Source organism: Dolichospermum compactum NIES-806 (assembly GCF_002368115.1).
GTDB classification, from domain to species: Bacteria; Cyanobacteriota; Cyanobacteriia; order Cyanobacteriales; family Nostocaceae; genus Dolichospermum; species Dolichospermum compactum.
The window spans coordinates 414,040-426,601 of record NZ_AP018316.1 but is presented as its reverse complement, the minus strand read 5'-3'; the positions used below and the strand labels follow the sequence as shown (position 1 = coordinate 426,601).

The window sequence follows — 12,562 nt, the reverse complement described above, 5'->3', positions numbered from 1 at the left end:
TTTGAATTTAGATCATTTACCTCATTAATCTGCAATTTGCTATAACTCATTAATTTCTTTAATTAAACCCACATTCCGCACTTCATTTTGTAATACACCAAGATTACCATTATAGGGCTAAAATAGTCAGATAGCGATTCCTACGGAGCGCTTCGCTTGATTTAACAGCTTCTGTATTAGCCAGAAAAATTTATGCTGATTTAGAAATAACAGGAAAGAGGATTGGTTATCCTGATTGCATGATTGTTGCTATTGCTATTAGTCATAATCTTACCTTAGTTACAGGTAATTTATCTCATTATAAAAGAATTCAAGATTTGGGTTATTCACTAATACTAGAGAATTGGCGTTTATAGTCAAAATGGCGATGAATGAATTAATATCAAATATCCAAATACAGGAACAACCTCTTCCTATTTGTGTAAAAGTATGTCAACATCGTACTTGTAGAAAACAGGGTGCAACGGAAGTTTTAGCGGATTTAAAAGCTTTTCCTCTACCTAATGTGACAGTTACATCTAGTGGCTGTTTAGGTCAATGTGGTAATGGTCCAATGGTGCTAGTTGTACCCGAAATGGTTTGGTATTGTCGGGTTTTACCCCAAGAAGTACCCAGATTGGTAGAACAACATTTATTAGGTGGTCAAAGAGTGAAGAAAATGCTTTATTATCGGTTTCATCCCCAGGGATAAAGATCACTGAAAATATATAAATGCTGTAATTGGGTACAGTAAGAAGTGAGGGAATGAATGGATATTCAGCATTTACGTCAATCATTAAAAAAGAAGTGGCTAATTTATTACGAACAAAATCGTTCTTGGTTAGTGAAAGTACGAATCTGGAAAGATTATTATGGTATTCGCCGACCTTCTTCTGGTTACATTCTAGCGACTTTATCTACTTTAGAACCAGAGTTAAAAAAAATTCTCCCTTTCATTTCGGATTTAAACAATGATCCTGATCAGATAATTGCGGCTTTGTGTTTGCACTTCAATCCTGAACAGGAATTAAACTTATTAAAATCCCAGCATTCTACTGCAAAAAATGAGATTGTTAGTACCTCTCCGGCTCATATAGCCTTGACAGATTCACCTGTACCCAAAGAACACAAACAGGTGTTATTGAAAATGACTACAGGCATTTCTGTGATTGCTGTTGCTACACCGATTCATCATCATTCTTCAGTCAAGCTACCTGGAGGATTGGGAAGGGAACAAATAGATAAACGATTGATAACTACAGGATTTCCCACCCCAAATATTACCCGGATTTCATCTACTCATAACAATATTTTACCGTCTTGGATAGATGAATTGTGTCCAGGTAGAGGAAATGGGTAATGGATAATTAGACATTACTTGATGGATATTCGTGGGAGACAAACGGAATAGCCATTATTTCTCCTGCTGCTTCTCCAACTCGCACTTTTAAGCCAACTCCACCAGCTTTACTCCTGATGTAACCTAGTCCAAAATGACCATCAGGAGTGGTTGTATAGCTAGTAAGTTTACCTACTTTTTCTTCGCCAATGGTGATGACTGTTCCTGGTGCAGCCGCAGCACTGAGATGAATTCCCCACAGGTATTGTTTTACACCTTTGTATGTATTGAGTCTGGCAATGGTTTCTTGACCGATATAACAACCTTTATTAAAGGAAACTGTGTGCCATAAGCCAACTTCCAGGGGATTATAATCATCTGTGAGTTCTGAGTCGGGAGCGGGACGACCTTGTAATATTCGTAACATTTCCCAAGCGCGATCGCTCAATTCCTCAGCCCTCAATGACCGTATTTTCTCCCACCATGTTTGTTTTTCCGCGCGGGGTAAAACCAGTGTATATCCGGGTGCAGCCAAGCCGCTACCCACTGCAACTATCACCCCATCAACTAAAATGTGATTACCATCTGCTTGACCAATTAAATCACCAGCGCCCAATTTTTCAACAATACCATGACTTTGGGGTCCAATGAGGCTTAATATCCCTGTTTCTTCGGTAACATCAGTTAATTTAACCTGATCAGCAGGGAAGATATACCGATCTAACCATTTCATCAGTTCCTGACGACGGTTAGGGGAAACCAACAATAAAACAGCATCATTTAATACATAAGCAGTAACTAAATCTATCGTGCGGGCTGTAGATGTCACCATCACAGTATCGCAGCCCTGACCGGGTTTGAGCGATTGAAAATTATTAGTGCTTTGATTGTGTAAAAAGCGAAGCATATCATCGCCAGAAATACGGATAAGTCCCGAAGGAGAGCGATCGCCCACCACCACCCCTTCCCGTACCGCTTGCATAGCCTTTACATCTTTAGTATCAATTGCTGATATTAACATAGTGGTACAAAGTTACCTTAATTTCAATATTATCTTCTGAAAAATATTAGCAAATAATTTGGTAATTAGTAAAAACTCTGGTCTGTTGCCCCAAAATCAACTTTGAGAATTTTATTATTAATTCCCATCCGTATTTATCAGCTATTTCCTGACATTTATCTCTATCTGTAGCTGCGTGTCTGGAAATTTTTTCTTTATCTGTCATGGTGATTCTACTTGTTGAGATTTTTTATTTTGGGCGATCGCTCTCTTGACAATCACCTTAGCTAATTGCGGAACACTGAGAAACTTTCTAGTAGCCCAATCCTCTAAGTATTTATATTCATCTTTTTCTATGCGAATTGTCATTTGCGGTTTTTTGGAAGGCATATCTCACCATGATTCACTACTCCTAAATTATCGTTCTTATTAGTCTGATTGACTAATAATGAATTACAGTAGTTACAGGTGAGTCACTGGTAAGTATAACATTAACAGGTAATTCAGTGGTCAGCTATATAAAAACCTAACATTATAGCTAAAATAATATATTTAATACCTGACATTATCAGAAATAACAACATCATGACTACCAATATCCTGGATAACATTGATCTACGGACATTAGGAGAACTCCTCCAACAAGCCCGTAAAAAATGCAACATGACTCAAGCTGATGCAGCTAAGATTATTGATGCTGCACGCACTACCATGATCGCGATTGAAAAAGGAGAACGTCGCCTCAAAGCCAATGAATTAATTAAACTTGCTCGTGCTTACGGACGTTCTGTGAGTGAATTTGTTCGTCAACGTCCAATAGTCCAACCTTTTGAAGTGCAGTTTCGCGCAGTTTATCAACGTAGTCAAGAACAACAGGCAGAAATTGAACCATTTATCCTGCATTTAGAGGAATTATGCCAGAATTATCTAGAACTTGAGAAAATCATGGATGCGCCAATAGCGCGTAACTATCCTCTTGAATATCAAGTAACAGATATGCCGATCAAATCTGCTGCGGAAAGTATAGCGGTAGCAGAACGTCAACGGCTGGGTTTAGGTGATGCGCCTATTTCCCAACTACGCGACATCCTAGAACAAGATGTGGGTTTACGGATCTTCTATTTGCAGATGCCGCAAAAATACTCAGAAGTGTATAGCTATAACGAAGAAGTTGGCGGTTGTATGGCTATCAATGCTAATCATCCAGAAGAGCGTCGGTGCTGGTCAATGGCGCATGGATATCTGCACTTTTTAGCGCATCGGCAAAAACCAGAATTTCATTTTGATGGTCAATATCAACGATTTCCTGAAAGTGAACAACTAGCGGAAACTTTCCCCAAGTATTTCTTGATGCCTACCAGTGGATTGCTAAAGCGGTTTAATGATATGTACCGTACTCATGGCAAATTCACACCGACCAATTTATTTACACTAGCGCATTATTATGGTGTGTCCATAGAAGCCCTAGTTTATCGGTTAGAAGAAATGGAACTTCTACCTTCAGGAACTTGGGAGAAATTGCGAGATAGAGGTTTAAAAGTCAGAAAGGTACAGGAAGAACTAGGTTTAGAACAGATTCCCCAACGGGTTGATATGATGCCTCTGCACTACCAACACCTAGCAATTGAAGCATTAGATCAAGGTTTAATTACGGAAGGGCGTTTTGCTGAATTTCTCCATGTTGATCGTTTAGAAGCCCGTCGTATTGCGGAAGTATTACGGGAGTATTCAAGTGGAATGATGGAAGAAGATACGGATTTTGATTTGCGTCAGATACAAACTGCTGGGAAGTGAGGAAAATATGCAAATTAATCACTCCCACATTATTCTTGATGCTTGTTGTGTTCTCAATCTTTGTGCGTCAGGTCAATTTTTAGCAATTTTGAAATCTCTTCCTGCAGAAATTATCGTAACTACAGTTGTACAAGAACGAGAATTAAACACACTCCAAAGTCTTAAGGAAGAAGAAAACGATGCTGTGTTAGAATTTGAGACGGCTATTACACAGAGTTTATTAAAAGTTGTAGATTTTGAATCAGAAGAGGAGGAGGAATCATTTGTTAACTATGCTGCTTTTCTTGATGATGGTGAATCAGCAACCTTTGCTATTGCTGTCAATCGAAAATGGGCAGTAGCAACTGATGATAAACGAGCAATTGCATTTATACAAAAGGAAAATATCAATATTCAAATTTTATCAACTTCAGAAATAATAAAACATTGGTCAGAATCCGAAAACCCTAATTCTTCAATATTAAGTCATGTCCTCAATGCAATTCAGATTAAAGGACGTTTTATCCCACCCAAAAATGATCCTCTACGAAAGTGGTGGATAAGTGCTTCTTAATTTATTTCTCTATGTTTACCTTACAGATTTCTTCATCAATTCCTGAACTTGAGCCGCTACCAGAGGATGTGGATCTGTTTTCAAGTAAGGAAGAATCTCTTGAACAACCCTTCTAGAAACCACATAGGATATAGCCGCTTTCAAAGCCTCTCTCCTTGCAGGGGAAAGGTTTGGAGAGGGGTTTGTTTATACATTAAAAACTTTTCAAACATCTTCTTAACTCCTGACTTCCATTATATAAGCTTTAACTAACAAATCAATTCCAGTAATTGCCCCACCAACAACAACAGCATTAGCGCCTAAATCCAAAGCCTTTTTAGCCATTTCCGGTGAAGAAACACCACCTTCACAAATCACAAAAGTATCAAGATTTTCTATGATTTGGCTGAGTAATTTCCAACCAGGAGGAGAACAGTTTTGAGTTTCCGTTGTGTACCCAAAAAGAGTAGTTCCCACAATATCTGCACCTGCATTTACAGCTAATTGTGCAGCCTCATAGGTATCTACATCTGCCATAACTGGCTTATTTAATTTCTGATGAATGAGAGTAATAATATCTGCCAACTTTTCATCGCCAGGACGATTTCTCGTAGTAGCATCTACGGCAATAATATCCGCACCTGCTTCAGATACAGCCACAGCATGATGAAATTGTGGTGTAATATAAACATTAGAACCAGTTATTACTTGTTTCCACAGTCCAATAATGGGAACTTGGACTTTTTGCCGCACAGCTTGGATATGACTGGGAGTGTCAATTCTCACAGCTACAGCCCCATTATTTACCGCTGCTTGTGCCATGGCCGCAATTACATAAGGATCATGTAATGGAGAGTTTACAGGTGCTTGACAGGAAACGATTAATCCTTTTGGTAAATTAGTCATATTTGATATTGTTATTGTCTAAAAATTGTAATGAAATACTGTCAACAGATTTTGGATTGACTCCAACCTAAAGTGTGGAGCTTGAGGATTTTAGATTGGCGATTTTTGATTAATTCCGCCATGAAGGGGCGGGGCTTGTACCGAAAATTCCCAATCCAAAATCTAAAATCCAAAATCTAAAATTTTTCGGTCAGAAGTCGGGGACTTTACCATATTCATACACTAACTCAATTATACTCAGGGTATCGGTAATCTTTAAGGCTGGTTCATTGCAGTTAATTAAGCGAACCGCTTGCAGCAGTGCTTCGCTATCGCCTAGTTCTAATGCGTAAAATAAGGTATGGAGTCAAATAGGAGTATAATGAATTTTGATTTACTACTTGCTTATAATAACACACTTACTACACTTACCCTCTTTACAAGGAAAGGCTAAATGGTGGAAAGTCAACAGACAAATTTACTATTTCCTACTAAAACCAAGCCTAAAAATTTATTTGTGACACCACATCAACTTGGTAATTTTGAAACCTTTGAGGAATTATTTTATCATTTTCTACCAATGTTATCAGGATCTCTGTACAGGACAAAAAATAGAGAAAAAGCTTGCAAAGGAAACAGAGAAAGGGTTTCATAGAAAGTTACCACACAATCAAAGAAACCCCTATGAACCAGATTAACCTATTACGAGACACACTAAAACCACATTTGGAATGGCATGGAGCGCGTCTAAGCTTTTTAGCGTTATTTTTAATATCTTTATTAAGAGTAAAGACAGTGAACTTGGTAGAATTAGCAACTGGTTTTCGCAACTGTGCTAAAAACGAATCCAATTACAAACGGTTGCAAAGATTTTTCCGAGATTTTGATATAGATTATGCAGTCATAGCGAAAATGATTGTAAAAATCATGAACATTCCCCAGCCTTGGGTGTTAAGTATTGACCGGACTGAATGGCGTTTTGGTCAAATATGGTTAAATATCCTCATGTTGGGAGTAGTACATAATGGTGTCGCTTACCCCCTAGTTTGGCAGATATTGGAGAAGAAAGGTAACTCCAACACGGATGAACGAATGGATTTACTTGACCGATTTGGACAACTGTTCCCAGATGCACAAGTTGACTATATCAGTGCTGACAGAGAATTCGTGGGGGCAGAATGGTTAAGTTATTTACTGCTTGAACCAAATATTCCATTCCGAATCAGGATTCGTCACACTGATTTAATTAGTGATACAGAAAAGACTCTTCCAGGTAGCGTCATTTTTGCTCATCTGGCTGCGGGTGAATCTCAGGTTTTATCTACTCGTCGTTGGGTCTGGGGTCGTTCAGTTTATGTAGCTGGTTTACGTCTTGATGATGGCAAGTTATTAATCGTGATTTCTGATACTTCTCCCCAAACCATAATTGCTGACTATGGCCGTCGTTGGGGGATTGAAACTTTGTTCGGTATGTTTAAAACTCGTGGTTTTTGCTTGGAATCTACACATTTTATTGATTCTAACCGATTGAGTAAGCTCTTAGCTTTACTGTCATTAGCTATGTGTTGGGCTGTCAAGACTGGAGAATGGTTGCATCAACACCAACCTATCAAAATCAAGAAACATGGACGTTTTGCTAAAAGTGTTTTTCGTTACGGTTTAGATTATCTGCGTTCTCTTGTTACTGATTTAGATTTGAAATATGACGACTTTCTTCTCTCTCTCAATTTTTTGTCCTGTACTTAGATTTATTTGACAAACTTCAAGCTAGAGGTTTTGACAAAATTGCGATCGCATCAGGAACAGGTTCATACTCCGATGATAGCCAACATAAACAGTCTATGGAAGCGATTCTCGAAAGATTTGCACCATAGTTATAGCAATACACAACTAAAATCCACAAACGCGGATTAGACGGATTACACAGATTGCGCTGATTTTGTAGTAAAAGAAAAAATATTAGTCGAATTAAAAGCCACCAAACAACTAGAAGATGTCCACTTTGCCCAAGCATTAAATTATCTCAAAGTATATAAATTAGAAGTTGGATTATTGATTAATTTTGGTAGTGAAAGCGTACAATTTAAAAGACTAATAAAAACATAAACATCTGAACACGGATTGAGCGGATTACACAGATGGCACGGATTAGGTTATCTGTCACAGTGATAGATAAACAAAATCTTGAACACCAGCATGATTACACCAATAGCGGGGACTTGTGGCATAACAATAAATTAAAATCCGTGAAATCCTTTAATCCGTATAATCCGTGATTCTGACCGTTTATTAAAATATATAATAATTAGGAGACAAAGCAATGCAAAGCATACAAATAAACGCCCACGTCAACGATCAAGGCGTACTTCAGATTCCACTACCCAACCACTCAGGCGAAGAACTAGAAATTTTACTCGTTTATCAACCTATCTCTAAACCCATAAAACGTCAATGGTCACAGCAATTTCTTATCTTAGCACCTTTGGCGCATGGCAAGGTGAACCACTAAGTAGAGAACCTCAAGGAGAACAACCAGAACGACAAGAACTCCTATGATTTATCTACTCGATACCAACACCTGCATTGGTTATATCAACCGCCGCAGCCCTGCAATATACCAGGACTTTCTAGCCATTTCCCCTGATGATGTCTGTATTTGTGATGTCGTTAAATTTGAGCTTTATTATGGAGCTTATAAAGGTTCACGAACCACCGAAAACTTACAAATCCTAGATAAATTCTTTGCTGATTTAACTAGCTTTCCCTTTGAGGCAAAAGCCGCCCAAATCTGCGGACAAATACGTCCCAAACTACAAGCTAAAGGGACACCTATCGGAGCATACGATCTACAAATTGCAGCGATTGCCCTAGCAACCAATCTCACCCTGATCACCCATAACACCAGAGAATTTGAACGAGTTGAAAACCTAGCCCTTGAAGATTGGGAATAAAAGAAACTCCAGAATTAGCAAACACCCTCTTACTCAAACAGCCAAGACTCTCAGTAATGCCATTAACTAAAGCTGAGTTTGAGTTGATTATAAAATTAGCAAATTAAAAAGTCTGAATCACGGATTATATGGATTACGCTGATTACACGGAGTTTTTTGATTTGCTAAGATAACCAAAATCTGTGAAATCCTTTAATCCATAAAATCCGTGATTCTAACCTTGTTTTTAGCCATTCACGCATCACTCAGGCTTACTCAGGAAAGGCGATCGCCCCTCCATTACCATAAACAATCGCTCATCATTAATTACCAATTATGCACAGAATCAGCGCCACACCAGGCGGATTAAATCAGTCAGAAGGTTTATTTTTCCTCGAACAAACTCCTGCCCCTTTCGTATTGATTACAGCAGCCGATACTGATATTCAAACCCTAGCGGCTGTAGTTCCTAAATTACCTAGTCAATTCCCCGAAATCAGGGTAGCCAACTTATTACAACTACAGCAACAAGTAAGTATAGATGATTATGGTGAACAGGTTTTAGAATCTGCCCAAGTTATTGTACTTCGTCTCATAGGAGGAAGTTCTTACTGGGCGTATGGTTTAGAAGTGGCACAGGAAATTGTACACCGTAATGGTACAAACCTCATTGTCATGCCAGGAGATGACGGACTTGATTTTGATTTAATTTCCAAATCTACAGTTTCTCAAGAAATTGTCCAGAAAATTTGGCAATACTTTCAAGAAGGTGGTACAGAAAATTTCCTCAACGCTTTGCAATTCATCGCTGATACAGCCCTATCAACATCGTTTAATCCCCCACCACCACAAACTGTTCCCCGTGTAGGTTTGTACGAAAGAAGTCAGAATGTAGGGGCGGGGTTTCCCCGCCCAATTATGAGTCAGCCAAAGGTTGGTATTTTGTTTTATCGCGCTCATTATTTAGCAGGAAATACTAAAGTTATTGATGCTTTATGTAATGCTTTGATAGAGAAAAATTTACAACCTGTACCAGTTTTTGTTTCTTCATTGCGTGAACCTGGTGTAAGTGAAAAGTTGTGTGAATTGTTTGCGGCAAAAGATGATTATCATGTTAACTTGTTAATGAATACCACCAGTTTTTCTCTAGCAAGTTTGGAAACAGAAACGCCGCAAACTGAACTTTGGGAAAAATTAAATGTTCCGGTTTTGCAAGTAATTCTTTGTGCTAGTTCTGTTGAACAATGGGAATCAGAATCACAAGGTTTAACACCTCGTGATATTGCCATAAATGTGGCATTACCAGAAGTAGATGGGCGAATTATTAGTCGGGCTGTGTCTTTCAAAACCTTACAAACTCGGAATAATAAATTAGAAACCGACGTGGTAGTTTATGAACCCGTGAGCGATCGCACTGAATTCGTTACCCAACTGGCTGCAAACTGGGTACGATTGCGGGTAAAAACACCCCAAGAACGCCGCATAGCTCTAATTTTAGCAAATTACCCCAACACCAACGGACGGCTCGCCAACGGCGTAGGACTGGACACTCCTGCCAGTTGTGTAGAAATTCTCAAAGCCTTAAAATTAGCTGGTTATGAATTAGGAACTATTCCCGAAACTGGAGACGAATTAATTCAAATTCTCACATCTAGCGTTACCAATGATCCTGAAGGAAAAGACTGGAAACCAATAAATCAAAGTTTGTCAGCAGCAGAATATCAAAACTATTTTTCTACCCTACCAGAAATAATCCAAAAACAAATTATTGATCGTTGGGGACAACCTATTTTAGATGCAATCCAAAATCCAAAATCCAAAATCCAAAATTGGGCGGTTTCTGGAATTCAATTTGGTAACGTTTTTGTCGGTATTCAACCATCACGAGGTTACGATATTGATCCTAGTTTAAATTATCATGCCCCAGATTTAGAACCAACACATAATTATTTGGCCTTTTATTATTGGGTGCGTGAATCTTTTGCTGCTGATGCCATAGTTCATGTTGGCAAACATGGCAACTTAGAATGGCTACCTGGAAAAAGTGTCGCCTTATCTAACACTTGTTATCCAGAAATTGCCTTCGGACCAATGCCCCATTTATATCCATTTATTGTCAATGATCCTGGAGAAGGTTCGCAAGCAAAAAGACGCGCCCAAGCCGTCATCATTGATCACCTCACCCCACCAATGACACGCGCCGAATTATATGGACCATTGCAACAAGTAGAAAACCTAATTGATGAATATTACGAAGCCGAAAGTTTAGATCCTTCCAGATTACCAACAATACGCGATCGCATTCAAGAACTCGTCATCAAAGAAAACCTTTACAAAGACTTAGGAATTACCAACCCCCAAGACATTGCCAACTTTGAAACCTTAATTTTAAACTCCCTAGACGGTTACTTATGCGAACTTAAAGAAGCCCAAATCCGCGACGGCTTGCACATATTTGGTCAATGTCCCCAAGGAACACAATTGCGAGACATCATAGTAGCGATCGCCCGCATCCCCAACCGCTATTATATCGGCATTACCCGCGCCATAGCCCAACAATGGCAAATAGACATAGACCCCCTCACCGACGACTTTTCCACCCCCCTCTCTGCGCCTCTGCGCCTCTGCGAGAGACTTAAATCCTGCCACATCATCGGCGATGTCGTCGAACTCCTAGAAATAGAAGCCGCCCATTTAGTAGAAGAAGTTATCTCTGGGCGCAGGCCCTGCGCCCCTACGGATTGGATCAGCGACAAACTCCTTCCAGCCCTACGACAAACCAATCAAGAAACCACCAACCTCTTACGAGGACTTGACGGCAAATACGTTCCTAGCGGGGCTTCTGGCGCACCTACACGCGGTCGCCCCGAAGTCCTACCCACAGGCAAAAACTTTTACGCCGTTGATATTCGTGCCATACCCACAGAAACCGCCTGGGATATCGGCAGAAAAGCCGCTGAAACCCTGATTGAAACCTACACCCAAGAACATGGAGAATATCCCCAAACCCTGGGTTTATCCGTATGGGGAACAGCTACCATGCGGACTGGTGGTGATGACATAGCCGAAGCTTTAGCCTTACTCGGTGTGCAACCCGTTTGGGATGGTGCAGCGCGACGAGTAGTAGATTTTGAAATTTTACCCTTATCAATTGTCGGTCGTCCCCGTGTTGATGTCACCTTGCGAATTTCCGGGTTTTTCCGGGATGCTTTCCCCAATTTAATCGCTTTATTTGATCAAGCAGTGAAAGCCGTTTCCGCTTTAGATGAACCACCGGATCAAAATCCCCTAGCAGATACAGTTCGTCAAGAAACGGAACAATGGACTCAAGAAGGTTTATCTTTAGAAGTAGCCCAAGAACGATCGCAATATCGTGTTTTTGGTTCAAAACCAGGGGCTTATGGTGCCGGACTCCAGGGACTCATCGCCTCCCAAAACTGGGAAAATGATCAGGACTTAGCCCAAGCTTACACAAATTGGAGTGCTTACGCCTATTCTTCTAGTGAGGAAACAGGGAATAAAAATGCAGAAGCCTTTGCACAACGCCTAAAGCAAATGCAAATCATCCTCCACAATCAAGACAACCGAGAACACGATTTACTCGATTCCGACGATTATTATCAATTCCAGGGTGGTTTAACCGCAGCCGTGCGTTCCCTCCAAGGTAAAAATCCCCAAACCTACTTTGGCGATAATTCCAACACATCCCAGCCCAAAATCCGTCAACTTAGTGCTGAAATTGCCAGGGTTTATCGTTCCCGCGTCGTTAATCCTAAATGGATAGCTGGAGTCATGCGTCATGGATATAAAGGTGCATTTGAAATGGCTGCAACCGTAGATTTTCTCTTCGCTTATGATGCTACCGCCCAATGTATTGAAGATTATATGTATCAAGGTGTCGTCGAAGCCTACTTAGAAAATCCTACCGTTTGTGAGTTTATTCATGACAAGAATCCCTGGGCATTACGCGATATTGCAGAAAGATTACTAGAAGCTAACCAACGCGGCTTATGGCAGGATGTGAATATACAAACCCTCGAAAACCTCCGCAATTTGGTGCATCAAGCGGAAGCAACTATCGAAGAAAAATAATTTCATTTAGG

16 protein-coding genes are annotated in these 12,562 nt (G+C 39.9%); 10 read left to right on the top strand and 6 right to left on the bottom strand.

The window, feature by feature from the left end; genetic code table 11:
• Nucleotides 1–367 precede the first annotated feature (367 nt).
• The gene (locus CA730_RS01885; RefSeq protein WP_096671211.1) at nucleotides 368–691 is read left to right on the top strand and encodes a (2Fe-2S) ferredoxin domain-containing protein; all 324 of its coding nucleotides are present in this window, start codon (nucleotides 368–370) and stop codon (nucleotides 689–691) included.
• A 57-nt stretch (nucleotides 692–748) separates the two neighbouring features.
• A complete protein-coding gene (locus tag CA730_RS25915) occupies nucleotides 749–1,339 on the top strand; it encodes a DUF5331 domain-containing protein (protein WP_096663266.1) in 591 nt (196 codons plus the stop codon).
• Between the two features lie 7 nt (nucleotides 1,340–1,346).
• On the opposite strand, the gene ygfZ is transcribed toward CA730_RS25915, so the two are convergent.
• The 4 genes from ygfZ to CA730_RS26330 form a co-directional block, all read right to left on the bottom strand.
• Complete coding sequence (gene ygfZ / locus CA730_RS01875; protein WP_096663263.1) at nucleotides 1,347–2,339, bottom strand: CAF17-like 4Fe-4S cluster assembly/insertion protein YgfZ; 993 nt, start codon at nucleotides 2,337–2,339, stop codon at nucleotides 1,347–1,349.
• Nucleotides 2,340–2,385: 46 nt separating this feature from the next.
• Nucleotides 2,386–2,544: a hypothetical protein gene (locus CA730_RS24030; protein WP_157749896.1), complete on the bottom strand. Its 159-nt coding sequence runs from the start codon at nucleotides 2,542–2,544 to the stop codon at nucleotides 2,386–2,388.
• On the bottom strand, nucleotides 2,541–2,708 hold the full coding sequence (locus tag CA730_RS24795; protein ID WP_172891150.1) for a hypothetical protein: 168 nt from the start codon (nucleotides 2,706–2,708) through the stop codon (nucleotides 2,541–2,543). The genes CA730_RS24030 and CA730_RS24795 overlap by 4 nt, the downstream gene beginning before the upstream one ends.
• 113 nt (nucleotides 2,709–2,821) lie before the next feature.
• Nucleotides 2,822–2,902 carry a hypothetical protein gene (locus tag CA730_RS26330; RefSeq protein WP_407919792.1) on the bottom strand — a complete coding sequence of 27 codons (81 nt, stop codon included), beginning with the start codon at nucleotides 2,900–2,902 and terminating at the stop codon, nucleotides 2,822–2,824.
• 1 nt (nucleotide 2,903) lies between these two features.
• Between CA730_RS26330 and CA730_RS01870 the strand changes: the two genes are divergently transcribed.
• Complete coding sequence (locus CA730_RS01870) at nucleotides 2,904–4,112, top strand: XRE family transcriptional regulator (protein ID WP_096663260.1); 1,209 nt, start codon at nucleotides 2,904–2,906, stop codon at nucleotides 4,110–4,112.
• Between the two features lie 7 nt (nucleotides 4,113–4,119).
• A complete protein-coding gene (locus CA730_RS01865) occupies nucleotides 4,120–4,665 on the top strand; it encodes a hypothetical protein (RefSeq protein WP_096663257.1) in 546 nt (181 codons plus the stop codon).
• Between the two features lie 216 nt (nucleotides 4,666–4,881).
• Here the strand turns inward: CA730_RS01865 and CA730_RS01860 are convergent, their stop codons facing one another.
• A complete protein-coding gene (locus CA730_RS01860; protein ID WP_096663254.1) occupies nucleotides 4,882–5,550 on the bottom strand; it encodes an N-acetylmannosamine-6-phosphate 2-epimerase in 669 nt (222 codons plus the stop codon).
• A gap of 433 nt (nucleotides 5,551–5,983) precedes the next feature.
• Between CA730_RS01860 and CA730_RS25360 the strand changes: the two genes are divergently transcribed.
• Together CA730_RS25360 and CA730_RS01850 are read left to right on the top strand one after the other, a co-directional pair.
• On the top strand, nucleotides 5,984–6,184 hold the full coding sequence (locus tag CA730_RS25360; RefSeq protein ID WP_096663251.1) for a hypothetical protein: 201 nt from the start codon (nucleotides 5,984–5,986) through the stop codon (nucleotides 6,182–6,184).
• Nucleotides 6,185–6,213: 29 nt separating this feature from the next.
• Nucleotides 6,214–7,275, top strand: coding sequence for an IS4 family transposase (locus CA730_RS01850; RefSeq protein WP_096663248.1), 1,062 nt, complete (start codon nucleotides 6,214–6,216; stop codon nucleotides 7,273–7,275).
• 16 nt (nucleotides 7,276–7,291) lie between these two features.
• On the opposite strand, the gene CA730_RS24020 is transcribed toward CA730_RS01850, so the two are convergent.
• Nucleotides 7,292–7,543 carry a hypothetical protein gene (locus CA730_RS24020; RefSeq protein WP_157749894.1) on the bottom strand — a complete coding sequence of 84 codons (252 nt, stop codon included), beginning with the start codon at nucleotides 7,541–7,543 and terminating at the stop codon, nucleotides 7,292–7,294.
• Here CA730_RS24020 and CA730_RS01845 point away from each other — a divergent pair.
• The 4 genes from CA730_RS01845 (at nucleotide 7,486) to cobN (ending at nucleotide 12,551) form a co-directional block, all read left to right on the top strand.
• Entirely contained in the window at nucleotides 7,486–7,635 is a 150-nt protein-coding gene (locus CA730_RS01845; RefSeq protein ID WP_231940103.1) for a GxxExxY protein, read from the top strand. The genes CA730_RS24020 and CA730_RS01845 overlap by 58 nt on opposite strands.
• Nucleotides 7,636–8,081: 446 nt before the next feature.
• The gene (gene vapC, locus CA730_RS01840; protein ID WP_096663243.1) at nucleotides 8,082–8,480 is read left to right on the top strand and encodes a type II toxin-antitoxin system tRNA(fMet)-specific endonuclease VapC; all 399 of its coding nucleotides are present in this window, start codon (nucleotides 8,082–8,084) and stop codon (nucleotides 8,478–8,480) included.
• The gene (locus CA730_RS01835; RefSeq protein ID WP_096663232.1) at nucleotides 8,471–8,587 is read left to right on the top strand and encodes an EVE domain-containing protein; all 117 of its coding nucleotides are present in this window, start codon (nucleotides 8,471–8,473) and stop codon (nucleotides 8,585–8,587) included. The genes vapC and CA730_RS01835 overlap by 10 nt, the downstream gene beginning before the upstream one ends.
• A gap of 208 nt (nucleotides 8,588–8,795) precedes the next feature.
• A complete protein-coding gene (gene cobN / locus CA730_RS01830) occupies nucleotides 8,796–12,551 on the top strand; it encodes a cobaltochelatase subunit CobN (protein ID WP_096663229.1) in 3,756 nt (1,251 codons plus the stop codon).
• Nucleotides 12,552–12,562 lie beyond the last annotated feature (11 nt).

What these genes read in the sequence shown, in the direction of transcription:
- CA730_RS01885 (WP_096671211.1), top strand. Translation starts at nt 368, where the DNA reads ATGAATGAATTAATATCAAATATCCAAATACAGGAACAACCTCTTCCT.
- CA730_RS25915 (WP_096663266.1), top strand. Translation starts at nt 749, where the DNA reads ATGGATATTCAGCATTTACGTCAATCATTAAAAAAGAAGTGGCTAATT.
- ygfZ (WP_096663263.1), bottom strand. Translation starts at nt 2,339, where the DNA reads ATGTTAATATCAGCAATTGATACTAAAGATGTAAAGGCTATGCAAGCG.
- CA730_RS24030 (WP_157749896.1), bottom strand. Translation starts at nt 2,544, where the DNA reads ATGACAGATAAAGAAAAAATTTCCAGACACGCAGCTACAGATAGAGAT.
- CA730_RS24795 (WP_172891150.1), bottom strand. Translation starts at nt 2,708, where the DNA reads ATGCCTTCCAAAAAACCGCAAATGACAATTCGCATAGAAAAAGATGAA.
- CA730_RS26330 (WP_407919792.1), bottom strand. Translation starts at nt 2,902, where the DNA reads ATGTTGTTATTTCTGATAATGTCAGGTATTAAATATATTATTTTAGCT.
- CA730_RS01870 (WP_096663260.1), top strand. Translation starts at nt 2,904, where the DNA reads ATGACTACCAATATCCTGGATAACATTGATCTACGGACATTAGGAGAA.
- CA730_RS01865 (WP_096663257.1), top strand. Translation starts at nt 4,120, where the DNA reads ATGCAAATTAATCACTCCCACATTATTCTTGATGCTTGTTGTGTTCTC.
- CA730_RS01860 (WP_096663254.1), bottom strand. Translation starts at nt 5,550, where the DNA reads ATGACTAATTTACCAAAAGGATTAATCGTTTCCTGTCAAGCACCTGTA.
- CA730_RS25360 (WP_096663251.1), top strand. Translation starts at nt 5,984, where the DNA reads ATGGTGGAAAGTCAACAGACAAATTTACTATTTCCTACTAAAACCAAG.
- CA730_RS01850 (WP_096663248.1), top strand. Translation starts at nt 6,214, where the DNA reads ATGAACCAGATTAACCTATTACGAGACACACTAAAACCACATTTGGAA.
- CA730_RS24020 (WP_157749894.1), bottom strand. Translation starts at nt 7,543, where the DNA reads ATGCTTGGGCAAAGTGGACATCTTCTAGTTGTTTGGTGGCTTTTAATT.
- vapC (WP_096663243.1), top strand. Translation starts at nt 8,082, where the DNA reads ATGATTTATCTACTCGATACCAACACCTGCATTGGTTATATCAACCGC.
- cobN (WP_096663229.1), top strand. Translation starts at nt 8,796, where the DNA reads ATGCACAGAATCAGCGCCACACCAGGCGGATTAAATCAGTCAGAAGGT.